Origin of the sequence: Roseomonas chloroacetimidivorans (assembly GCF_049629625.1) — a bacterium.
Lineage (GTDB): Bacteria > Pseudomonadota > Alphaproteobacteria > Acetobacterales > Acetobacteraceae > Roseomonas > Roseomonas chloroacetimidivorans.
The window spans coordinates 71,314-93,303 of sequence record NZ_JBNBZS010000001.1 but is presented as its reverse complement, the minus strand read 5'-3'; the positions used below and the strand labels follow the sequence as shown (position 1 = coordinate 93,303).

The 21,990-nt window shown below is 69.0% G+C and carries 19 protein-coding genes; 9 read left to right on the top strand and 10 right to left on the bottom strand.

The features are described from left to right. Nucleotides 1-4: 4 nt before the first annotated feature. Nucleotides 5-1,411, bottom strand: a complete 1,407-nt coding sequence (gene gltX, locus ACO1BU_RS00420) for a glutamate--tRNA ligase (RefSeq protein WP_424133915.1) — start codon at nt 1,409-1,411, stop codon at nt 5-7. 81 nt (nt 1,412-1,492) lie between these two features. Between gltX and ACO1BU_RS00415 the strand changes: the two genes are divergently transcribed. Beyond that, complete coding sequence (locus ACO1BU_RS00415; protein WP_424133914.1) at nt 1,493-3,682, top strand: ComEC/Rec2 family competence protein; 2,190 nt, start codon at nt 1,493-1,495, stop codon at nt 3,680-3,682. A gap of 56 nt (nt 3,683-3,738) precedes the next feature. On the opposite strand, the gene lexA is transcribed toward ACO1BU_RS00415, so the two are convergent. The 9 genes from lexA to ACO1BU_RS00370 all read right to left on the bottom strand — a co-directional run bounded on the left by lexA (nt 3,739) and on the right by ACO1BU_RS00370 (nt 13,190). Continuing rightward, a complete protein-coding gene (lexA, locus tag ACO1BU_RS00410) occupies nt 3,739-4,473 on the bottom strand; it encodes a transcriptional repressor LexA (protein WP_424133913.1) in 735 nt (244 codons plus the stop codon). A gap of 106 nt (nt 4,474-4,579) precedes the next feature. Beyond that, nucleotides 4,580-5,785: a molybdopterin molybdotransferase MoeA gene (locus tag ACO1BU_RS00405; RefSeq protein WP_424133912.1), complete on the bottom strand. Its 1,206-nt coding sequence runs from the start codon at nt 5,783-5,785 to the stop codon at nt 4,580-4,582. Beyond that, nucleotides 5,785-6,261 (bottom strand): cyclic pyranopterin monophosphate synthase MoaC, encoded by a 477-nt coding sequence (moaC, locus tag ACO1BU_RS00400; protein WP_424133911.1) that lies wholly within the window; start codon nt 6,259-6,261, stop codon nt 5,785-5,787. The genes ACO1BU_RS00405 and moaC overlap by 1 nt, the downstream gene beginning before the upstream one ends. Next, nucleotides 6,258-7,085, bottom strand: coding sequence for an indole-3-glycerol phosphate synthase TrpC (gene trpC / locus ACO1BU_RS00395; protein WP_424133910.1), 828 nt, complete (start codon nt 7,083-7,085; stop codon nt 6,258-6,260). The genes moaC and trpC overlap by 4 nt, the downstream gene beginning before the upstream one ends. A gap of 239 nt (nt 7,086-7,324) precedes the next feature. After that, nucleotides 7,325-8,329, bottom strand: coding sequence for an anthranilate phosphoribosyltransferase (gene trpD / locus ACO1BU_RS00390; RefSeq protein ID WP_424133909.1), 1,005 nt, complete (start codon nt 8,327-8,329; stop codon nt 7,325-7,327). 2 nt (nt 8,330-8,331) lie between these two features. After that, nucleotides 8,332-8,958, bottom strand: a complete 627-nt coding sequence (locus tag ACO1BU_RS00385) for an anthranilate synthase component II (protein ID WP_424133908.1) — start codon at nt 8,956-8,958, stop codon at nt 8,332-8,334. Nucleotides 8,959-9,035: 77 nt separating this feature from the next. Further along, complete coding sequence (locus tag ACO1BU_RS00380; RefSeq protein WP_424133907.1) at nt 9,036-9,764, bottom strand: FkbM family methyltransferase; 729 nt, start codon at nt 9,762-9,764, stop codon at nt 9,036-9,038. A gap of 10 nt (nt 9,765-9,774) precedes the next feature. Next, entirely contained in the window at nt 9,775-11,295 is a 1,521-nt protein-coding gene (gene trpE, locus ACO1BU_RS00375; RefSeq protein ID WP_424133906.1) for an anthranilate synthase component I, read from the bottom strand. Continuing rightward, nucleotides 11,292-13,190 (bottom strand): peptidylprolyl isomerase, encoded by a 1,899-nt coding sequence (locus ACO1BU_RS00370; protein WP_424133905.1) that lies wholly within the window; start codon nt 13,188-13,190, stop codon nt 11,292-11,294. The genes trpE and ACO1BU_RS00370 overlap by 4 nt, the downstream gene beginning before the upstream one ends. Before the next feature lie 131 nt (nt 13,191-13,321). Here ACO1BU_RS00370 and tpiA point away from each other — a divergent pair, with 131 nt between their 5' ends. From tpiA to ACO1BU_RS00330, 8 genes are all read left to right on the top strand, one after another. Beyond that, a complete protein-coding gene (gene tpiA / locus ACO1BU_RS00365; RefSeq protein WP_424133904.1) occupies nt 13,322-14,080 on the top strand; it encodes a triose-phosphate isomerase in 759 nt (252 codons plus the stop codon). A gap of 86 nt (nt 14,081-14,166) precedes the next feature. After that, nucleotides 14,167-14,547, top strand: a complete 381-nt coding sequence (secG, locus tag ACO1BU_RS00360; protein ID WP_424133903.1) for a preprotein translocase subunit SecG — start codon at nt 14,167-14,169, stop codon at nt 14,545-14,547. A 106-nt stretch (nt 14,548-14,653) separates the two neighbouring features. After that, entirely contained in the window at nt 14,654-16,285 is a 1,632-nt protein-coding gene (locus tag ACO1BU_RS00355; RefSeq protein ID WP_424133902.1) for a CTP synthase, read from the top strand. Continuing rightward, nucleotides 16,282-17,103, top strand: coding sequence for a 3-deoxy-8-phosphooctulonate synthase (gene kdsA / locus ACO1BU_RS00350; RefSeq protein WP_424133901.1), 822 nt, complete (start codon nt 16,282-16,284; stop codon nt 17,101-17,103). The genes ACO1BU_RS00355 and kdsA overlap by 4 nt, the downstream gene beginning before the upstream one ends. Nucleotides 17,104-17,240: 137 nt before the next feature. After that, nucleotides 17,241-17,843 carry an NAD(P)H:quinone oxidoreductase gene (wrbA, locus tag ACO1BU_RS00345; RefSeq protein ID WP_424133900.1) on the top strand — a complete coding sequence of 201 codons (603 nt, stop codon included), beginning with the start codon at nt 17,241-17,243 and terminating at the stop codon, nt 17,841-17,843. 184 nt (nt 17,844-18,027) lie between these two features. Next, on the top strand, nt 18,028-19,971 hold the full coding sequence (locus tag ACO1BU_RS00340) for a hybrid sensor histidine kinase/response regulator (protein WP_424133899.1): 1,944 nt from the start codon (nt 18,028-18,030) through the stop codon (nt 19,969-19,971). A gap of 157 nt (nt 19,972-20,128) precedes the next feature. Further along, a complete protein-coding gene (gene eno / locus ACO1BU_RS00335; protein WP_424133898.1) occupies nt 20,129-21,412 on the top strand; it encodes a phosphopyruvate hydratase in 1,284 nt (427 codons plus the stop codon). A 155-nt stretch (nt 21,413-21,567) separates the two neighbouring features. After that, complete coding sequence (locus ACO1BU_RS00330) at nt 21,568-21,897, top strand: FtsB family cell division protein (RefSeq protein ID WP_424133897.1); 330 nt, start codon at nt 21,568-21,570, stop codon at nt 21,895-21,897. The last annotated feature ends 93 nt before the right edge of the window (nt 21,898-21,990 follow it).

The window sequence follows — 21,990 nt, the reverse complement described above, 5'->3', positions numbered from 1 at the left end:
CGTCTCACCCGCCGACGAGGGTGACGCCCTCGGCGGCGTCCCCAATGCGGGCAAGGCTTTCCTCCTTGCCCAGCGCGGCCAGCACCGCGTCGATCGGCGGCGATTGCAGGCTGCCGGTCAGGGCGGCGCGCAGCGGCTGGGCCACTTGGCCGAGCTTCACGCCCTCGGCTTCCGCGAAGGCCCGCAGGGCGGCGTCCAGCGCGGCGCGCTCCCAGGTCACGTCGCGCAGGGCCTTCGACAGTGCGGCGAGGCGGGCGCGCACATCCGGATGGTCCAGCGTGACCGAGGCCTTGGGCTCGTATTTGAGGGGGCGCGAAGCCAGGGCGAAGCGGGCGCCGTCCGCCATCTCGATCAGGGTGCGGGCGCGGGGTTGCAGGTCGGGGATCAGGGCCTCCACGCGGGCCCTCTGTATCTCGTTCAACTCGCCCAGCCAGGGTGCAAGACGCGGCAGCAGGGAAGCGGGATCGGCGGCGCGGATATACATCCCGTTCAGGTGCGACAGCTTCGCGTAGTCCATGCGCGAGGCTGCGCGGCCGACATCCTTCAGGTCGAACAGCTCGATCGCGCGCTCGCGCGGCACGAACTCTTCGTCCCCATGGCCCCAGCCCAGGCGCAGCAGGTAATTGCAGACGGCCTCGGGCAGCAGGCCCTGGTCGCGGAACTCCAGCGCGCCGACCGCGCCGTGGCGCTTGGAGAGCTTCGCGCCATCGGCGCCATGGATCAGCGGGATATGGGCGAATTCGGGCCGCTCCCAGCCCATGGCGTCATAGACCATGATCTGGCGAAAGGTATTGGTCAGGTGGTCGTCGCCACGGATGACATGGGTGATCTCCATGTCGTGGTCGTCCACCACCACGGCATGCAGATAGGTCGGCGTGCCGTCGGAGCGGAGGATGATCATGTCATCCAACTCGCTGTTCTGGACGCGCACCTCCCCCTGGACGAGGTCGCGGACGACCGTCTCGCCCTCGCGCGGGGCCTTGATGCGGATCACCGGCGGAATGCCGGCCGGCGCCTCAGAAGGGTCGCGGTCGCGCCAATTGCCGTCATAGCGGGGCGGGCGCCCCTCGGCCTGGGCGCGCTCGCGCATCGCGACCAGCTCCTCCGCCGTGTCATAGGCGAGATAGGCCTTGCCCTTCGCCAGCAACTCCTTCGCCACCTCGGCATGGCGTGCCTCGCGGGAGGTCTGCATGACCGGCGGCTCGTCCGGGGACAGGCCCAGCCATTCCAGGCTGTCCAGGATCTGCTGAACGGCCTCGGGTGTGCTGCGGGCGCGGTCCGTGTCTTCGATGCGCAGCAGGTACTGGCCGCCATGGTGGCGGGCGAAAAGGTAGTTGAAGAGCGCGGTGCGCGCTCCCCCGATATGGAGGTAGCCGGTGGGGGAGGGGGCGAAGCGCGTGCGGACGGTCATGGCGACCCTCTAACACCGCGTGACCGGGCTGTTGACCCCCTCACACCTCCGTGATCCGCCGGTCTAGCATTGGCTCAGCCCATGTCCGTCCATGTCTCCCCCGTTCCGGTCACCGCGCTGCCCATTCCGCTTTCCGAGCGGGCGATGGGCTGGGTGGCGGCTGAATGGGCGCGCTGGCCGCTCTGGCTGCCGGTTGCCTTGGGGGTTGGGGTGCTCGCTTACTTCGGGCTGCGAGCGGAGCCGGCGCTCGGCTGGCTGGCTCTGCCCTGGCCATTGCTGGCCTTTGCGATGCTCCTGCGATCACGTTGGCTCCTGACATCGGCAGTTCTGGCCCTTCTCGGTGCTGGCGCCCTGGGCTTTGCCGCGGCCCTGTTCCATGCCTGGATCGCGGCGCCCCTTCCAGAGCTTCCACGCACCGCGAGCATTGTCTCGGGCAAGGTCGCCTCGGTGGACCTGCTCCCCGAGGGCCGGCGGGTGGTGCTGGACACCCCACGCCTGGGCGATGGCCCCCCGCTGGAGCGGCAGATCCGCATCCGACTGCGCGCGGATGATCCGGCGCGCCCCGCCCCAGGTGACGTCGTCGCCGTCCGGGCGCTGGTGCGCCCGCCGATGCCGCCCGCCTATCCAGGGGGCTTCGATTTCCAGCGCAGCGCCTATTTCGGCGGGTTGGCAGGGTCGGGCTTCGCGCTGAATCCCGCACAGATCCTCGTGCAGGGAGACGCGCCGCTCTTTGCCGGTCTCCGCGCGGCCATCGAGGCCCGCATCACCGCCGCGCTGCCCGGCGCCACGGGCACCGTCGCGACGGCGCTGCTTACCGGGTCGCAATCCGGTATCCCCGCCGCCGCGCTGACGGATCTGCGCGATGCTGGCCTGGCGCATCTGCTTTCCGTCTCCGGCCTGCATGTGGCGGTCGTCATCGGAATTGGCTTCGTACTGCTGCGCGCGGCCATCGCCGCCATTCCCTGGCTGGCGCTGCGGATCGATTCCAAAGGAGGCGCGGCACTGGCGGGGCTCGTGTTGGGGGGCGCTTATACGCTGCTCACCGGGGCGGGGGTGCCAATGGTGCGCTCCTTTGTGATGGCGGCGCTGGTGACCCTTGCGGTGCTGACGGGGCGGCGGGCGCTTTCACCACGGGCCCTCGCCCTGGCGGCGGGGCTGGTCCTGCTCGCCAACCCCGCCGCGCTGACCGGGCCCTCCTTTCAGATGTCCTTCGCCGCCGTGCTGGCGCTGATCGCGGCGGCGGAGGCGCTGCGTGGGCCGAGCCGGACCTTGCGGGCGCGAGGCTGGCACGGAAGGGCGGCGCTGGTGGTGCTGGGGCTGGTCACCACTTCGCTGGTCGCAGGTGCGGCCACCACGCCCTTCGGCCTGCACCATTTCGGGCGGCTGCAGCTCTATGGCGTGGTGGCGAATGGCATCGCCGTGCCGCTGACCACCTTTGTCGTCATGCCGGCGGGGATGCTGGCCCTGTTCCTGATGCCCCTCGGGCTCGAAGGACCGGCCCTGTCCGTCATGGGTTGGGGAGTGGACGCAACGCTGCTGACCGGACGTGTCGTGGCGTCCTGGCCCGGCGCCGCATTGGCCGCGCCACCTATTCCGGGCTGGGGGCTGGGGGTCTTCGCTCTGGGCTTGTGCTGGCTTTGCCTCTGGCGCCTTCCCTGGCGCTGGGCGGGCGTGCCGGTCATGGCGCTGGGGCTGCTTTCCGGCCTGCTGGTCGTGCCGCCCGATATTCTGGTTGCGGCCGATGGGCGGATGCTCGCCCTGGCCACTCCATCCGGCGTGCTGTCCGAGCGGAGCTCCGGCGCCAACCGCCTGATCCGCGAATCCTGGTTGCGGAGCTGGGGGGAGGAGGGCGGCCTGCCCCTTCCCCGTGATGGTGAAGCGGCGCATGGCGCGGCGACCTGCACCATGTTGGCCTGCCTCCTTCGTCCGCGCCCGGAGGCGCAGGCGGCCATCCTGCTGCGCCAACCCCCGCGCGAGGCGCCCCGGCCGCGGCGTGGCCCGGCTCCGCCGCCCCCGCCGGTTCTGGTGGAGACGGGATGCGGGCAGGCGGCCATCATGATCTCGCTGGAGCCCATCCGGGGACGCTGCCGGCAGACGCCGCATGTCGACCGCATCAGCGTCTGGCGGGACGGTGCCCATGCGATCTGGCTGACCCCGGCGGGCGTGACCATCCTTTCGGACCGGGCAGCGCGGGGGCGGCGGCCCTGGGTGCCGCCAGAGCCCGTCCCGCGGACGCAGCCCCAGGCCGAGCCGCCGGCCGAGACGGAATGAAAGAAGCCCGGGGAGAATGCCTTCCCCCGGGACTCGTCATGCTTCTCTGAGGCTTTTCAGTGATAACGGCGGACCAGGCCGACAAGGCGGCCCTGCACCTTCACGCGGTCCGGGCCGAAGATGCGCGTCTCGTAGCGCGGGTTGGCCGCCTCCAGCGCGATCGAGTTGCCGCGGCGGCGCAGGCGCTTCAGCGTCACCTCGTTCTCATCCACCAGCGCGACCACGATGGCACCGTTCTCGGCGGTGTCGCCTCGGCGGATGATCACCGTGTCGCCGTCCAGGATGCCGGCTTCGATCATCGAATCGCCGGCCACCTCCAGCGCGTAATGCTCGCCGCCCCCCAGCAGCGCGGCCGGAACCTCGACGCTCTCGCCCCCGTCGCGCAGCGCCTCGATCGGCAGACCGGCGGCGATCCGGCCATAAAGCGGCAAATGCACCGCTGCGGCATCGTTCGCCGTACGCACGGCGCCGGGAAGGTTCGGCGCGAAATTTCCGCGGATAACGTTCGGCGCGAAGGCCGGGGCGGGGGCCGGGGCAGCAGCGGCCACGGCGGCCTGGGCGGCGCGGGGCGCCAGGCTGTCGGGCATACGCAGCACCTCAAGCGCACGGGCGCGATGGGCGCGGCGCTTCAGGAAGCCGCGCTCCTCCAGCGCCGTGATCAGGCGATGGATGCCGGACTTCGACTTGAGGTTCAGCGCCTCCTTCATCTCCTCGAAGGACGGAGAGAACCCGGTGTTCCGGAGGTGCTTATCAATGAAGGTGAGCAGCTCGTGCTGCTTCCGGGTGAGCATGGGCCGGCATCTCCCTGGGGGCGAGGGGGGCAGTCTTATGCACGAACAAACGGGCAACCGACACGGAAGTTCTATGAAAGTTCTCCCGCGTCGGTCAATGCCGCCTTCACACGCCCAGAGAGGAAAGTTCCACAACTTGTACGCTTGCCCCCGCCTCCAGGGCTGGCGCGTGGGGCTCCCGCAGGATCAGCGCATCCGCCCGGGCCAGGGTGGCCAGCATGGAGCTGTCCTGCACCGGGAAGGGAGTGGCCACCAGGCCGCCCGTGGGATCGCGCGAAAGGGATGCGCGGACAAAGTCCTGGCGGCGGTCATTCGCCGCCATGGGCTGCCCCAGAGCGGCGCTGCGCGTCTCGACCGGGCCGGAGCACAGGCCGGAGAGACGCCGCAAGGCCGGGATGAGAAAGACCACGGCACAGACCATGGCCGAAACCGGGTTCCCGGGCAGGCCGAGCAATGGAGTGCCGCGCAGGTCGCCCCAGATCAACGGCTTGCCCGGCCGCATCGCGATCTTCCAGAAATCCAGGGAGAAGCCCTGAGGGCCAAGTGCGGCCTGGACGAGGTCATGCTCGCCGACACTGGCGCCGCCGGTGGTCACCAGCAGGTCGCATCGTCGACCGGCTTCTGCGGCAGCGGCGATGGCGTCACGGTCGTCAGCGGCGATCGGCAGGACCAGCGGATCGGCCCCGGCCCCGCGCACCAGCCCGGCCAGGGCATGGGCGTTGGAGGAGACAATGCCGCCGGCGGGAATGGCCTCGCCGGGCAGCACGATCTCGTCGCCGGTGGCGAGGATGCCGATGCGGGGGCGGCGATGGACCTGCAGCCAAGGGTGGTTGGCAGCAGCCGCCAACCCGATGTCGCGCGCCGTCAAACGTCGGCCAGGGGACAGCAATTCGTCGCCAGCCGCGAAATCAAGGCCGGCGCGGCGTATATGGCGGCCGGCACGGGCCGCCTCGTTTACGACAACATGCCCGTCCTCAGCCGTCGCGTCCTCCTGAAGCAGGATCGCGTCGGCCCCGGGCGGCACGGTGCCACCGGTGAAGATCCGCACCGCCTCGCCCGGCTCGACCGGACCGGCGAAGGGATGCCCGGCCGGAGATGCGCCGGTCACGCGCAGCCGCGCGCCCAGCGTGGCGTCCGCGGCGCGCAGGGCATAGCCATCCATCGCCGAGACATCAGTCGGCGGCTGGGTCAGCCGCGCGAGGACGGGGCGCGCCAGCACGCGGCCCCAGGCCTCGGGGAGGGGAACAGTCTCGGGGCCGGTGGGCGACACGCCCGCGAGGATGCGCTGCAGTGCCTCCGCCACCGGGATCATCAGGGCGCCTCGTAGAGACCGGATTTTCCGCCGGATTTCCGCGTGAGGCGGACGGCCTCGATCCGCATGCCGCGATCCACAGCCTTCACCATGTCATAGATGGTCAGCGCGGCGACGGTGACGGCTGTCATCGCCTCCATCTCGACGCCAGTGCGGCCGGCCGTGCGGGCCGTGGCGGCGATCTCCACCGCATCCGGCGCGGCGAGCTCCAGGTCGATCGAGACGGAGGAGAGGGGCAGGGGGTGGCAGAGCGGGATCAGCTCGGCCGTGCGCTTGGCGGCCATGATCCCCGCCAGGCGGGCCACGCCCAGAACGTCGCCCTTCCCCGCCCGGCCTTCGGCGATGAGGGCCAGGGTCTCGGGCTGCATGGTGATGCGGCCCTTGGCCGTGGCCTCGCGCACCGTCTCGGCCTTGGCCGAGACATCCACCATCGCTGCCCGTCCGGCAGCGTCGAAATGGGTGAGGGGGCCGCTCAAGCGGCCTGCACCAGGATGCGGGCCGCCTCGCCCGGGTCCGGCTGACGTAGCAGGTGCTCGCCGACCAGCAGGCAGCGGGCCCCGGCATTCACCATGCGGCGCACATCCTGGGGCGTGCGGATGCCGCTCTCGGCCACGGGGATGCGGTCGGCGGGGATGAGTGGCGCGAGGCGCTCGGTGACGGCGATGTCGGTCTTCAGGGTACGGAGGTCACGGTTGTTGATGCCGATCAGCCTGGTCTCCAGCCCTAAGGCTCGATGCAGCTCGGCCTCGTTATGGACCTCGACCAGCACGCTCATATCGAGGCTGCGCGCCACGTCCTCGATGGCCTCGGCCTCGTCATCGGTCAGCGCGGCCATGATGATGAGGATGGCGTCGGCCCCTGCCGCCCGGGCCTCGAAGACCTGCCAGGGGTCGATCATGAAGTCCTTGCGCAACACGGGCAGCTTCGTTGCCTCCCGGGCCAGGCGCAGATGCTCCAGCGTACCCTGGAAATAGGGCTCGTCCGTCAGGACGGAGAGGCAGGTGGCGCCGGCCGCCTCATAGGCCTGGGCGATTCCGGCGGGGTCAAAGGGTTCACGGATCAGCCCGCCTGAAGGGGAGGCGCGCTTCACCTCGGCGATCAGGCCGATCCGCATCTCGGCCACCGCATTGCAGAGAGCGCCGGTGAAGGGCCGAGGCTTGTCGGAGTCGCGCGCCCGCCGCTCCATCTCCTGCAGCGAGGTTTCCTGCTGCCGGGTCTGCACCTCGGCGCGCTTGTCCTCGATGATCTGACGGAGCGTGTCCGAGAGGGGCGCGTCCGTAACCGGGAAGGTCTGGTCCATGATGGGCGGTTCCTGGCGCCGATGCGCGGGGCGCGTCAAGCGGGGAGGAGATCGGTCGACGCCCGCCGGAGCGCGTTGTTGCGGCGGGTGCGAGGACCAGCGCCAGCTGAGATGTCGGCCGAACATTCCGCTTCAACGCCCTGGCCGTCTTTTCGGCCATGGCACATGATTTCAAACGATCGGGTGATTTTAGAGGACCGGTTGCCCGGCCCCCGGGAAGAGGGCGCCGGACGGGCCGGTCAGGCCGTGGCGGCCCGCAGCGTCTCCAGGGCCCGCATGGCGGCGCCCGAGGCGATCGACTCCGCCGCTATTTGCGCTCCGTCCCGCAGATCCGCGGTCCGGCCAGCCACGATCAGCGCGGCAGCGGCGTTAAGCAGGACGCAGTCCCGGTAGCCGCTCTCCTCCCCGCGAAGCACACCGAGCAGCGCCTCCGCATTCTCCGCAGGCTCGCCGCCACGCAGCGATTCGGCGGGGTGGCGGGGCAGGCCAGCCTCCTCGGGCGTCACCTCGAATTCCCGGATCACGCCGTTCTTCAGTTCGACGACATGGGAAGGGCCGGCGATGGTCAGCTCGTCCATGCCCTGGCCATGAACGAGCCAGGCATGCTCCGTGCCGATGCGGGCGAGTGTCTCGGCCATCGGGCGCAGCCACTGGGGCGAGAAGGCCCCTGTCATCTGGCGGCGGACCCGGGCGGGATTGGTCAGCGGACCCAGCAGGTTGAAGATAGTTCGGGTCGCCAGCTCCATGCGCGGGCCCGCGGCGTGGCGCAGGGCGGCGTGGTGGCGGGGGGCCATCAGGAAGCAGATGCCGGCTTCCTGAAGCACCTCGGGGATGCGTTCGAAGGGCACATCCGTGTTGACACCCAGGGCCGACAGCACGTCCGAAGCGCCGGAGCGGGAAGAAAGGGCGCGGTTGCCATGCTTGGCCACCGGCACCCCGGCGCCGGCCACGACGAGGGCGGCGGCGGTAGAGATGTTGAGCGATTTCGCGCCGTCTCCCCCTGTGCCCACCAGGTCGATGGCGCCTTCCGGGGCTTCCACCGCGATCATCCGGGCGCGCATGGCCCGCACGGCGCCGGTCATCTCCGCCACGGTTTCCCCGCGGACGCGCATGGCCATCAGCATGCCCGCGATCTGCGCGGGCGTGGCCTCGCCGGCCATGACGGTGTCGAAGGCTGCCTCTGCCTCGCTCTCAGCGAGGCGCTCCCCGGCGGCGAGCCGGGCCAGAACAGGTTTGAGCGACATGGTCAGGCGGCCCGGGAGAGGGTCTCGGGGCCCATGCCTGAGCGGGGCGGCAGGTTGATCCCGGCCATCCGCATGACATTGGCCAGCATGTCGTGCCCGTGCTGGGAGGCGATGCTCTCCGGGTGGAACTGCACGCCCCAGACCGGCAGGTCCCGGTGGGCGAGGCCCATGATGAGGCCGTCCGAGGTTTCGGCCGTCACCGTGAGCTGTTCCGGAAGGTCGTCCCGGCGGACGACGAGCGAGTGGTAGCGCGTGGCGCGGAACGGGGAGGGAAGGCCGGCGAAGACATCCTTCCCGCCATGATGCATGTCATGCACCTTGCCGTGCACCGGCGTCGGGGCGCGCACCACCGTGCCGCCGAAGGCCTGGCCGATGGACTGGTGGCCCAGGCAGACGCCGAAGAGCGGCACGCCCTTCTTCGCCGCCGCGCCGATCAGGTCCAGGCAGATCCCCGCCTCATTGGGCGTGCAGGGGCCGGGCGAGAGCACGATCGCGGACGGCTTCATCTCCAGGGCCTGCTCGACCGACAGCGTGTCATTACGCCAGACCGCCACCTCCGCGCCCAGTTCCCCAAGGAAGTGGACGAGGTTGAAGGTGAAGCTGTCGTAGTTGTCGATGAGCAGGATCATGGCGCCCTCACTTCGGCCCAGGCGCCCCCGGCGGTCAAGCGTCCGACTCGACGCCCGGCCCTGCGGCAGGCGGTTGCCTACCAGGCGCCTTCGAGGTCGGCCTCGTGTCCTTCCCGATAGAGGTGCAGCACCTCGCTGCCCGAATTGCGGAGGTTGATGCGGAAGCCCCGGTCGTAGAGGCGCTTCACCATGGCATCCGTCGCCGCAATTCCGGCCTTGCGGTAGTGCGTTTCCATGATGATTCCGGTGATCGGGTCCAGCTCGGCCGTGCCGAGAAGGTCCACCTCGCCGCCCTCGATATCCATGATCAGGAAGTTGGCCTGGTGGCGCGCCACCTCCTCCTCGAACACCGCTACCGGCACGGGCACGGTTTCCCGCCGCGGGATCGGAAGGAGGGAGGAGGAGACGAGGGAGGGCGAGACGAAGAGGTCGGTGGTCGTCCTCCCGGCCGCGCTCCGGCGGGAGAGGACGGCGGCATTCGAGAGAGCGATGGGCAGCCCGTTCAAGGAAAAGTGGTGCAGCGCAAGGACAGCGTTCTCGCGGCTCGCCTCGTAGCACCAGACGCGATCGGGGCCGATGATGCGGGCCACCTGCATGGCCAGGAAGCCGGTGCAGGTGCCCAGCTCGATGACGCGGTGATGTGGGCGGATTACCTGATGGACCAGCCGCGCTTCCCGGCCTTCGTAGATATTGCGCCGGAAATCCTCCGCCACCGGCGCGACGCGCGGGTGCGAGATGTCGATTTTGACGCCGTTGGTCTCGAAGAGGTCCATCGCCATGCCTTGCTGAGGGGACTCGCCCGCCATTTTCGGTATTTCAGCCGATCTGGCGGCGGGGCGCGACGGCCGCGAAGCGCACAGCCTCCTCGGCCGCACGGAACAGGGCGCGGGCCTTCTGGCGGGTCTCTTCGTACTCCGCCTCCGGGTCGCTGTCCGCCACGACGCCGGCGCCGGCCTGGACCGACATGACCCCGTCCTTCACCAGGGCCATGCGGAGGCCGATGCAGGTATCCATGCCGCCATCGGCGCCGAAATAGCCGAAGCAGCCGGCATAGACCCCGCGGCGGGACGGCTCGAGCTCCTCGATGATCTCCATGGCCCGCACCTTGGGGGCGCCCGAGAGGGTGCCGGCTGGGAAGCCCGCCATGAGGGCATCCAGTGCCGTAAGCCCGGGGCGAAGCAGGCCCTGGACCTCGCTGCTGATATGCATGACCTGGCTGTAGCGCTCGATCCCGAACTGGGCGGTGACGCGGACCGTGCCGGTCTGCGCCACCCGGCCCACATCGTTGCGGCCGAGATCGACCAGCATCAGGTGCTCGGCCCGCTCCTTCGGATCGGCCAGCAGCTCGCGCTCAAGCGCTAGATCCTCCTCCGGCGTTGCACCGCGGCGGCGGGTGCCGGCGAGGGGGCGGACAGTGACCGTGCCGTGCCGCAGGCGGACCAGGATCTCAGGGCTGGCGCCGACGGCCGCGAAGCCGCCGAAGTCGAAATGGAAAAGGAAGGGCGCCGGGTTCAGCCGCCGCAGGGCTCGGTAGAGCGCGAAGGGCGGCAGGGCGAAGGGCGCCTGGAAACGCTGGCTGGGCACGACCTGGAAGCAATCGCCCGCCGCGATGTACTCCTTCGCGCGCTCCACCGCGGCGATGAAGCCCTCCTTGGTGAAGTTGGAAGAAGGGGCGCCAGGGGCGGGCAGGGAAGCCGGAGGCGCGGGACGGGGCACGGGCCGGTCCAGCGCCGCCTCGGCCTCATCGAGCCGGGCCTGGGCGGCCTCATAGGCTTCGCGCGCTGTCTCGGCCCGGTCGGGATAGACCGGCGCGCAAAGCGTCAGAATGTCCCGGACATGGTCGAAGACGGCCATCACGGTCGGCCGGCCAAGGATGGCATCCGGGATGCCCATCACATCCGGGTTCTTGTCCGGCAGGCGCTCCATCTGCCGGACCATGTCATAGCCGAGATAGCCGAAGAGGCCGGCTGCGCAGGGCGGCAGGCCAGCGGGCAGCTCCATGCGGCAGGATTCGATCAGGGCGCGCAGGCTATCGAGCGGCGCCGCCTGCTCCGGCACGAAGGCATGGGGGGCCGAAAGAGCGTGACGGTTGATTTCGGCGCGCCCGTCCCGGCAGCGCCAGATCAGGTCGGGGGCGAGGCCAATGGCGGAGTAGCGGCCGCGGCTCTGCCCGCCCTCCACGCTTTCCAGCAGGAAGGTATTCGGCCGGCCCTCGGCGAGCTTGAGAAATGCGCCGACCGGCGTGTCGAGATCCGCGACGCGTTCGCGGAACAGAACCTGGCCGCGGCCGGCCTCATGGGCGGCGGCGAAGGCGGCGTAGCTTTCAGCGACGGTCATCGGGCGGCCACCTGATCCATCATGGACTGGTTGATCGTGACATTGCCGCGGGCGCGCAGGGCGGCGGCGTATTGCGCCTCCAGGTCATCCTGCATGGTTTGCTCCACCTCCGCCTTCACCCGGGCCAGGCCCTCGGTGTCCGCCGAGACATCGGCGGGGACGATCTCCGCCAGGCGCGCGACGGCATAGCCGGCTGAGGTCTGGGCCATGGTCACATCCCCGACCTTGGCGCCGAAGATCGCGGGCAGCAGCTCCCGCGGGATACCGCCGGGGATGGCCTGCTGCGGGTCGCGCAGGGAGGGGCCCATGCGAACCGGCTCTACCCCGGCCTCGCGCGCGGCCTCCGCGAAGTCCTTGCCGGCCTGGGCGGCGGCGAGCAGCGCCGCGGCGCGCTCCTCCTGCGCCCGGCGGCGGGCGTCGAGCGTCCAGGCGCGGCGTACCTCCTCCTCCACGCTCGCGAAGGGCTTCAGGGCGGCGGGGATGGTCTTGGTCACGTCCAGGGCGACGAAGCCGCCTCCGGCCTCGGCCACACGCGGACCGGAGCCGGAGGGATTGGCGAAGATGGCCTCCAGGATTGCGCTCCGGGCCAGCGGGCCGCCGGGCAGCTCCACGCGCTGGCCATCCGGGCCATTGCCCTGCCGGTCCAGGGTAACGCGGGTGGGGGTGAGGTGGAACTGCTGCGCCGCCTCCTCCACCGTGGCGCCGCCGGCCAGGGCGTCCTCCAGCCGATTGGCCTCCTCATAGGTGAGGTCGGCGGCCCGCTCCTGGGCCAGAGCCTGGCGAGTTTCGGCACGCAGCTCGTCCAGGGGCTTCTCGGCAGCGGCCTGGATGGCGGTGACCTTCATCACATGCCAGCCGAAGGGGCTCTGGAGCGGCTCGGTGACGCCGCCCTCGGGCAGGGAGAAGACGGCGGCCGCGACATTCTCCACGGGCATGTCGGCGCGGGAGACCTGGCCCATGTCGAGCGCGGTGCCGCCGGCTGCCTCGGCCTGCGTCTTGATGGCTTCGAGATCGGCCCCGCCGACCCATGCGGCGCGGATGGCGTCGGCGGCCTCCTTGGTGGTCACCAGAGCCTGCTCCACGCTGCGGCGCTCTGGCGTGCCGGTGCGCTCGCGCTGTGCGTCCAGCCCGGCCTCGACTTCGGCATCGGTGACGGTCACGCGGGGCAGCAAGGTCTCGGCATTGAGCAGGGCGAGGGAGGCCTCCCGGTATTCGGGGGAGGAGAACTGGGCCGGGTTGTTCTCGTGGAATCGGGTGAGCTGGGCTTCAGTTGGGGCCGGCGTCTCCGGGGCGTTCAGCAAGGGGAACTCTGCCACCTCCGCGACCCGCCGTTCATTGGCGAAGGCCAGGAGCTGCCTGGTCAGGGTCTCAGGGGCGCGGGCGCTCGCGCGTACGGCGCCAACGAGTTGCTGCCGTTCCAGGTCGCTGACGATGAGGCGGGTGAAATCGGCCTCGGTCAGGTCATTCTGGCGGAGGAATTGCTGCAGGATCAGCGGGTTGAACTGGCCGTCCGCCCCATGGAAAGCGGGGATGGCGAAGGTATAGGCGCGCACCGCTTCCACCGAGGCGCCGACGCCCATGCGGCGGGCCTCGTGGCTCTGCGCACGGGTGGCGATCAGGCTGTCCAGCGCCTGGCGGGCGACGGCAGCCCGGAACTGGTCATTTGGCTCAAAGCGCGGGCCGAGCTGGCGCTGAAGGCGCTGGGTCTCGCGCCGGGCGGCATTCTGGGCCTCGGCCAGGTCGATCGGCTCTCCATCCACGCGGGCCACGGCGCTGTCATGGCCGAAATTGCGGACCACATCCTCGATTCCCCAGATGCCGAAGGACAGGACCAGGAGCAGGAACAGGCCCTTGGCGAACCAGGTGCCGGTAAGGCGGCGGAACGCGGTGATCATAATGTCGTGGCCTTGTGGGAGGCGGAGAGAGCGCCAGCCCGTAGCGCACCCCGGCCCCGTTGCCAAACGGACAGGTGGCCGATACGCGGCCTGATACGCTTCGATCCATCGCCGTTACCGCAGGAGAGCCCATGACCCCCGGAGTCCGCCCCCTCATCGCCGGCAACTGGAAGATGAACGGCACGCTGCGTGAGGCCGCCACCCTGGCCGAGGGCGTGCGCGCCGGGCTGGACCGGGTGCCGAATGCCGACCTGCTGATCTGCCCACCCTTCCTGCACTTGCATGTCGCCGCGGCCTCCATGGGCTGGAAGCCGGTGGCGATCGGTGGGCAGGACTGCTCGGCCGAGAAGAATGGCGCCCATACCGGCGATATCTCCGCCGCCATGCTGGCGGATGCAGGCTGTGGCTATGTCATCCTCGGCCATTCCGAGCGCCGGGCGGACCATGGCGAGACGGACGCGCTGGTGCAGGCCAAGGCGCGTGCGGCGATCGAGGCCGGGCTGATTCCGGTGGTCTGCGTGGGCGAGACGGAGGCCCAGCGCGACGCGGGGGAAGCGGAGGCGGTGGTGGCCGCGCAGATCGCCGGCTCCCTGCCGCCGGATTTCGCCGGGGCGAAGGGCGTGGTGGCCTATGAGCCGGTCTGGGCGATCGGCACTGGCCGGACCCCGACAGAGGCCGACATCGCCGCGATGCATGACCGGATGCGGGCCGAGGTGGTGGCGCGCTTCCCCGGGCAGGGCGAGACGATCCGCCTTCTTTATGGTGGTTCGGTGAAGCCTTCCAACGCGGTCGCCATCCTGGCTCTGCCGAATGTTGACGGGGCGCTGGTGGGTGGCGCCAGCCTGAAGGCGGAGGATTTCCTGGCGATCGCCGCCGCGGTTCCGGCCTGAAAGCCTGCACCCCGCAGGGAAACACAGCCTTCCCCGGGGGAAACGGTGTTTCCCCCGGCCCCGAAGGGCGCTAGAAGCCCGCTACCATGACCACCGTCCTCCTCGTCCTGCACTTCTTCGTGGCCGCCGCCCTGATCGGGGTGGTGCTGCTACAGCGCAGCGAGGGTGGCGGGCTGGGCATCGGCTCCTCCCAGGGCATGGGCAGCTTCATGACCGGGCGGGGCACGGCGAATCTGCTGACCCGGGCGACCGCCGTCCTGGCGACCCTGTTCATGGCGCTCGCCCTGGCCCTCGGGCTGCTGAACCAGGGGACGGGGCGGCAGCGCTCCCTCTTCGACTCGCCGCCGCCTTCCGCCACGCCGAGCGCCCCGGGCGCGGGTTCGACCGCGCCGGGCAGCCTGCCCGCCACCCCGGCCGCGCCTGCGGCACCGGCCGCCCCCGCTGCGCCGAGCGTTCCGACCAACTAACGCCTTCGTTACGGCAGCGGCGCCCTTCAACCGGGCGTCGCGCATGGCTTCCCCGCGTCCGTTGCCTCTGGCAGCGGCGTTTACACGCACGCTATAAGGGCCTCCCATGACGCGGTACGTATTCATCACCGGCGGCGTGGTCTCTTCCCTCGGAAAAGGCATTGCCGCCGCATCCCTTGCGGCGCTCCTGCAGGCGCGCGGCTACAAGGTCCGGCTCCGGAAGCTTGACCCCTATCTCAATGTCGATCCGGGCACGATGAGCCCGTATCAGCATGGTGAGGTCTTCGTGACCGATGACGGGGCGGAAACCGACCTCGACCTCGGCCATTACGAGCGCTTCACCGGCGTGCATGCGAACCAGGCCGATGCCTGGACGACGGGGCGCATCTATTCCGACGTGATCGCGAAGGAGCGGCGCGGCGAATATCTGGGCGGCACCGTGCAGGTGATTCCGCATATCACCGACGCCATCAAGGAAGGCATCACCTCCGGCGTCGAGGATTACGACTTCGTTCTCGTCGAGGTCGGCGGCACCGTGGGCGACATCGAGAGCCTTCCTTTCCTGGAGGCCATGCGGCAGCTCGCCAACGAGCTGGGGCCGCGCAACTCGCTCTTCGTGCATCTGACCCTGGTGCCCTGGATCGCCTCGGCCGGTGAGCTGAAGACCAAGCCCACGCAGCACAGCGTGAAGGAACTTCTGGGCCTCGGCATCCAGCCCCAGATCCTGCTATGCCGGTGCGATCGTCCGATCCCTGAGAATGAGCGGCGCAAGATCGCCAATTTTTGCAACGTGCGGCCGGAGAGCGTGATCCCGGCGCTTGATGCCACCTCGATCTATGCCGTGCCGCTGCAGTACCATGCGGAGGGGCTGGACCGCGAAGTGCTGCGTCACTTCGACATGTCCGTTTACGGCGAGCCCGACCTGACCCGCTGGCAGCGCATCGTCAACTCGCTGCAACATCCGGAGGGCGAGGTCACGGTTGCCGTGGTCGGCAAGTACATGTCGCTGCTTGACGCCTATAAGTCGCTCGGCGAGGCGCTGACCCATGGCGGCATCGCGCATAATGTGCGCGTGAAGCTGGACTGGGTGGACAGCTCTATCTTCGAGGGCGAGGGCGCCATCCAGCGTCTGGATGGCGTGCATGGCATCCTTGTGCCCGGCGGCTTCGGCGAGCGCGGGAGCGAGGGCAAGATCCGCGCCGTGCAGTTCGCGCGGGAGCGGAACGTGCCCTTCCTCGGCATTTGCTTCGGTATGCAGATGGCGGTGGTTGAGGCCGCCCGGAACCAGGCGGGGCTGCCCGGCGCCTCCTCCACCGAGTTCGGTCCCTGCGAGGATCCGGTGGTTGGCCTTCTGACGGAGTGGAAGCGCGGCAACCAGGTGGAGCGGCGGTCGGAGGGCGGTGACCTCGGCGGCACGATGCGGCTGGGTTCCTATCCCTCCTTGCTCGCGGAGGATTCGCTGGTGCGTGCGATCTATGGCGGCAGGGCCGAGATCATGGAGCGGCACCGGCACCGCTACGAGGTGAATGTGAACTACCGGGAGAAGCTGGAGGCGGTCGGCCTGCGCTTCTCCGGCATGTCGCCCGATGGCGTGCTGCCGGAGATCGTGGAGCGGCCGGACCATCCCTGGTTCCTTGGCGTGCAGTTCCATCCGGAGCTGAAGTCCAAGCCCTTCGATCCGCATCCGGTCTTCGCGGGCTTCATCGGCGCGGCTGTCCGCCAGGCGCGGCTGGTATGAGCCGCGTCGCGATCGGTAGCCTGGAGGTCGGCAACGACCTCCCGCTCGCCTTCATCTGCGGGCCCTGCCAGATCGAGTCCCGCGCCCATGCGCTGGAATGCGCCGAGGCGATCGCCGCCATGGCGCGCGATGCCGGCGTCGGGATGGTCTTCAAGTCCAGCTACGACAAGGCGAATCGCACCAGCGCGAATGCCGCGCGCGGGGTAGGAATGAGCGAGGGACTTTCCATCCTCGCGGAGGTGCGGGAGCGTACCGGGCTCCCCGTGCTGACGGATGTGCATGATGCCTCGCAATGCGCTCCGGTGGGCGAGGTGGTGGACTGCCTGCAGATCCCGGCCTTCCTCTGCCGGCAGACCGACCTGCTGCTGGCCGCGGGCGCGACGGGCAAGGCGATCAACGTGAAGAAGGGGCAGTTCCTCGCGCCCTGGGACATGGTGAATGTGGCGGCGAAGATCGCTTCCACGGGGAACGAGAAGATCCTGCTTTGCGATCGCGGGACCTCCTTCGGCTACAACACGCTGGTTTCCGATCTGCGCGGGCTCCCGATCATGGCGCGCACGGGTTACCCCGTGGTGTTCGATGCCACCCACTCCGTGCAGCAGCCCGGTGGGTTGGGTGGCAGCAGCGGCGGGCAGCGGGAATTCGCCCCGGTGCTGGCCCGGGCAGCCGTGGCTGTGGGTGTGGCGATGGTTTTCATTGAAACCCACCCAGACCCGGACCAAGCGCCCAGCGACGGGCCCAACATGATTCCGATTCGCGAGATGCCGGCACTGATTGCGCGGCTGAAGGGTTTCGACGCCCTGGCCAAGGCGGGCTGAAGGCAGAGCTGACGCGATTGTCACCGCCGTCGCGTGAATGACGGCCATTTGCCAGTGAGGTTGTCCGGGTATCCGCCGGTCCCCTAATCCGGGACCGGCCCGCCGATCCGGCGGAAAGAGATAAAGGTTACCCGGCAATGACGAAGGTTCTGGTTCTCTACTACTCCAGCTACGGCCATATCGAGGCCATGGCTCATGCGGTTGCCGAGGGTGCCCGCTCGGTGCCCGGCACCATGGTGGATGTGAAGCGCGTGCCGGAGCTGGTGCCCGAGGAAGTGGCACGGCGGTCCCATTACAAGCTGGATCAGGCGGCTCCAATCGCGGCACCGGCCGAGCTGGCCAATTACGACGCGATCATCATCGGCACCCCGACGCGTTTCGGGAATATGGCTGCCCAGATGAAGAACTTCCTGGATCAAGCCGGCGGGCTCTGGGCCAGCAACGCATTGGTGGGCAAGGTCGGATCGTCCTTCACCTCCACCGCCAGCACCCATGGCGGGCAGGAGAGCACGATCCTGGCAACCAACAACGTGCTCTATCATTTCGGCATGGTGATCGTGGGCCTGCCCTACACCTATGCCCCGCTGGTGGACGTGACCAAGGTGCAGGGCGGCACGCCCTATGGTGCCAGCACGATCGCAGGTGCTGACGGAAGCGTTCAGCCGACGCAGGACGACCTTGGCGCGGCCCGTTTCCAGGGCGAGCACGTCGCGCGGATCGCAGCCAAGCTGGCAGCGTGAGGCGTGCTGCGCTGCGGGGCGGCTTGCCGCCCCGCCAGGAGGTGGCTGACCTGGGAAGGAGGTGTGTTCTGGCACGCGGAATGGTGTGATAAAGGCCACAAAGCTTGAGGCTGGGGCCGATCGGTGCTTAGACCGTTCGGTAGGAAGCTAACACAAGAGTGGGCAGGCCTCGAACAGTGCTCCAATGATCAGCGCAAAGCCGAACCTCGCCTCGCAAGCTGCCGAGATGCTCATCCAGGCGGTGGTGGACTACGCCATCTATATGCTGGACCCACGCGGATACGTGGTGAGCTGGAATCCCGGGGCGCGGCGCATCAAAGGGTACGACGCCGAGGAAATCATCGGGTCACACTTCTCCCGCTTCTATACGGAGGAAGATCGCGCCGTGGGGGTGCCGGAGCACGCGCTGCGGACGGCCGCCGAAACGGGCCGCTTCGCCGCCGAGGCCTGGCGGGTGCGCAAGGATGGAACCCGCTTCTGGGCGATGGTGGTCATCGACCCCATCCGCATCGATGGCGAGTTGGTCGGCTTCGCCAAGATCACTCGGGACATGACGGAGCAGCGCGCGGCCCATCTGGCGGCCCTGGAGAGCGAGCGCCGGTTCCGGCTGCTCGTGCAGGGCGTGCACGATTACGCGATTTTCATGCTCGACACTGAAGGCCGGGTCAGTAACTGGAACACCGGGGCCCAGCGTATCAAGGGCTACACCGCAGACGAGATCGTAGGTCAGCACTTCTCCCGCTTCTACACGCCGGAAGACGTTGCGGCCGGCGTGCCCGCCCGCGCACTGGCAACGGCCCGCCGTGAGGGCCGCTACGAGGCTGAGGGCTGGCGCCGCCGGAAGGATGGCAGCCGCTTTTGGGCCAGCGTGGTGATCGATCCCATCCGGGACGACGACGGGGAGCTGATTGGCTTCGGTAAGGTCACCCGTGACCTGACGGAACGCCGGGAGGCGCAGCTGCAGCTGGAGCAATCCCGCGAGCAGCTTTTCCAGGCGCAGAAGATGGAGGCGCTGGGGCAGCTGACGGGAGGGCTGGCCCATGACTTCAACAACCTGCTGACCGGCATTTCCGGCAGCCTGGACCTGTTGAGGACACGGGTGGCACAGGGGCGGGTCGGGGAGCTGGATCGCTATATCGGCGCGGCCCAGGGAGCGGCGAGCCGGGCGGCGGCGCTGACGCACCGGTTGCTGGCCTTCGCGCGGCGGCAGACGCTCGACCCCAAGGCGACCGACGCGAACCGGCTCATCGAGGATATGGGGGAGTTGGTCCGGCGGACCACGGGTCCCGCCGTTCAGGTCAGAACGCTGCTCCACCCGCATCTCTGGCCGACGCTATGTGATGCGAACCAGCTTGAGAACGCGCTGCTCAATCTCTGCATCAACGCCCGCGACGCGATGCCCGAGGGCGGTCAGCTGACGATCGAGACCGACAATCTGGTGATGGAGGCGCACCACACGACGGAGCTGCCGCCGGGCGACTATGTGGCGGTCACGGTCTCTGACACTGGCGTGGGGATGTCGCCGGACGTGCTGGAACGGGCCTTCGAACCCTTCTTCACGACCAAGCCGCTCGGTCAGGGTACCGGGCTGGGGCTCTCCATGGTCTATGGTTTCGCGCGACAGTCGGACGGGCTGGTGCGGATCCGTTCGGAGCTGGGCAAGGGCACGGCGATCAGCATCCTGCTGCCCCGGCATCAGGGATCGGCCGAGGCCGGCGAGGAACTGCCGGAATCAGCCGAGGCGCCGCGCACAGGGGCGGGCGAGACGGTGCTGGTTGTCGATGACGAACCGACGATCCGGATGCTTGTGACCGAGGTGCTGGAGGATCTCGGCTACTCGGCCATTCAGGCGGAGGAGGGCCCCTCCGCCCTGAAGGCCTTACAGGCTGCTCGCCGTGTCGATCTGCTGGTCACGGATGTCGGCCTTCCCGGCGGCATGAATGGGCGCCAGCTCGCTGAGGCCGCCCGGATGATCCAGCCGAAGCTGCGGGTGCTGTTCATCACCGGCTATGCCGAAACCGTGGCTCTCAATCCCGATCACCTGGAACCCGGCATGCATGTGCTGACCAAGCCCTTCGCGATGGCTGTGCTGGGTGAGCGGATCAAGGCGATCATCGAGGAAGAGTAAGGCGGCTCATCCTCCCGGCACTGCCTCTTGCCGGGCCTCGCGGACCATGCCGATCCCGACAGGTGGGATGGCGAGGGCAAACGGAATTCCCCCTCTTGCGGCGCCCGGCCCGCGGCCCTATCGCCGCGGCAACGTCCTGAAGCCGGAGGCCCCCCAAGTGTCCGCTATTTCCGACATCATCGCCCGCGAGGTCCTGGATAGCCGCGGCAATCCGACGGTTGAGGTGGAGGTGGTGCTGGATAGCGGCGCCATCGGCCGCGCGATCGTCCCGTCTGGCGCCTCCACCGGCGCCCATGAGGCGGTGGAACTGCGTGACGGCGACAAGTCCCGCTACGGTGGGAAGGGCGTCCGCAAGGCGGTCGCGAATGTCGAGGGCGAGATCTTCGACGCCCTGTCCGGTCTTGACGCCACCGACCAGGTGAAGATCGACGAGGCGATGATCGAGCTGGACGGCACCCCGAACAAGGGCCGCCTGGGCGCCAATGCGATCCTCGCCGTCTCCCTTGCCACGGCCAAGGCGGCGGCGGAGCATTACGGGTTGCCTCTCTACCGCTATGTCGGTGGCACCTTCGCCCGCACCCTGCCCGTGCCGATGATGAACATCATCAACGGCGGCCAGCACGCCGATAACCCCATCGACATCCAGGAATTCATGATCATGCCGGTTGCCGCCGGCACCATGGCGGATGCGGTGCGGATCGGCTCCGAAGTGTTCCAGGCGTTGAAGAAGAAGCTGCACGATGCGGGACACGCCACGAATGTGGGCGACGAGGGCGGCTTCGCGCCGAATCTGAACAGCGCCGAGGAAGCGCTGGACTTCATCTCGCAGGCTTGCGAGGCGGCCGGCCATCGCGTCGGGGAGGACATCATGTTCGCCCTCGACTGCGCCTCCACCGAGTTCTTCAAGAACGGCACCTACGACATGGAGGGCGAGGGCAAGAAGTTCGACGCCGCCGGCATGGTGGATTACCTGGCCGCACTCTGCGGGAAGTACCCCATCGTCTCCATCGAGGATGGCTGCGCGGAGGACGACTGGGCTGGCTGGAAGCTGCTGACGGACCGGCTGGGTAAGACGGTGAACCTGGTCGGTGACGACCTGTTCGTGACCAACCCGGAGCGCCTGCGCGAGGGCATCGAGAAGGGCGTGGGCAACGCCATCCTGGTGAAGGTGAATCAGATCGGCACGCTGACCGAGACGCTGGAAGCGGTGGAGACCGCGCATCGCGCCGGCTACAAGGCGGTGATGTCGCACCGGTCCGGCGAATCGGAGGATGCGACGATCTCCGATCTCGCCGTCGCTACCAATTGCGGGCAGATCAAGACGGGCTCGCTGTCGCGTTCTGACCGACTCGCGAAGTACAACCAGCTCATCCGCATCGAGCAGAATCTCGGCCCTGCCGCGCGTTATGCGGGCCGGACGGTGCTGCCGCGCGGGCGTTGACGGAGCGTGCGCGCGCCGCAGGCGCGGCGCGCGCGCAACGTCCACAGCTATTTCGGTCGCGCGGCTGTGAAACGCCTTGCGCGACCGGAGCTCCCCGATTTTACTGCGCGCAGGGGATCATTCCGATCGGCCTAAGTCCTTCGGGGGAGGGGCAGTTGGCTTTCGTTAGGGGGGTGAAGCGCCGGGCCCAGGCCCTGGTGCTTCCGACGATTTTTTTCGGCTTGTGTGGATATTTTGCGCACCACTCGATCCATGGCACGCGTGGGCTGATCGCGCGTGACGCCCGTCATGCCGAGATCACGGCGGCGCGGGTTGTGCTCGCCGAGGCGGAGGCGGAGCGTGACGCGATGGAGCGCAAGGTGGCCGGCCTGCGGGCCGAGCATCTGGACCGCGACATGCTGGAGGAGCGCGCCCGTGCGCTGCTGAACGTCGTGGCCCGGGACGAAATCATCGTTCCCTATGCCGCGAACCGGCGCCTCTTCTAGAACATCGCGCCTCGCGGCTTGGACGCTCGGCGTCTTGGCATATCGTGCGGTTGCTAACGCCGGAGGCATGGCCCCCGAGCGATGCCCGTCTCT

What these genes read in the sequence shown, in the direction of transcription:
- gltX (WP_424133915.1), bottom strand. Translation starts at nt 1,411, where the DNA reads ATGACCGTCCGCACGCGCTTCGCCCCCTCCCCCACCGGCTACCTCCAT.
- ACO1BU_RS00415 (WP_424133914.1), top strand. Translation starts at nt 1,493, where the DNA reads ATGTCCGTCCATGTCTCCCCCGTTCCGGTCACCGCGCTGCCCATTCCG.
- lexA (WP_424133913.1), bottom strand. Translation starts at nt 4,473, where the DNA reads ATGCTCACCCGGAAGCAGCACGAGCTGCTCACCTTCATTGATAAGCAC.
- ACO1BU_RS00405 (WP_424133912.1), bottom strand. Translation starts at nt 5,785, where the DNA reads ATGATCCCGGTGGCGGAGGCACTGCAGCGCATCCTCGCGGGCGTGTCG.
- trpC (WP_424133910.1), bottom strand. Translation starts at nt 7,085, where the DNA reads ATGGACCAGACCTTCCCGGTTACGGACGCGCCCCTCTCGGACACGCTC.
- trpD (WP_424133909.1), bottom strand. Translation starts at nt 8,329, where the DNA reads ATGTCGCTCAAACCTGTTCTGGCCCGGCTCGCCGCCGGGGAGCGCCTC.
- ACO1BU_RS00385 (WP_424133908.1), bottom strand. Translation starts at nt 8,958, where the DNA reads ATGATCCTGCTCATCGACAACTACGACAGCTTCACCTTCAACCTCGTC.
- ACO1BU_RS00380 (WP_424133907.1), bottom strand. Translation starts at nt 9,764, where the DNA reads ATGGCGGGCGAGTCCCCTCAGCAAGGCATGGCGATGGACCTCTTCGAG.
- trpE (WP_424133906.1), bottom strand. Translation starts at nt 11,295, where the DNA reads ATGACCGTCGCTGAAAGCTACGCCGCCTTCGCCGCCGCCCATGAGGCC.
- ACO1BU_RS00370 (WP_424133905.1), bottom strand. Translation starts at nt 13,190, where the DNA reads ATGATCACCGCGTTCCGCCGCCTTACCGGCACCTGGTTCGCCAAGGGC.
- tpiA (WP_424133904.1), top strand. Translation starts at nt 13,322, where the DNA reads ATGACCCCCGGAGTCCGCCCCCTCATCGCCGGCAACTGGAAGATGAAC.
- secG (WP_424133903.1), top strand. Translation starts at nt 14,167, where the DNA reads ATGACCACCGTCCTCCTCGTCCTGCACTTCTTCGTGGCCGCCGCCCTG.
- ACO1BU_RS00355 (WP_424133902.1), top strand. Translation starts at nt 14,654, where the DNA reads ATGACGCGGTACGTATTCATCACCGGCGGCGTGGTCTCTTCCCTCGGA.
- kdsA (WP_424133901.1), top strand. Translation starts at nt 16,282, where the DNA reads ATGAGCCGCGTCGCGATCGGTAGCCTGGAGGTCGGCAACGACCTCCCG.
- wrbA (WP_424133900.1), top strand. Translation starts at nt 17,241, where the DNA reads ATGACGAAGGTTCTGGTTCTCTACTACTCCAGCTACGGCCATATCGAG.
- ACO1BU_RS00340 (WP_424133899.1), top strand. Translation starts at nt 18,028, where the DNA reads ATGATCAGCGCAAAGCCGAACCTCGCCTCGCAAGCTGCCGAGATGCTC.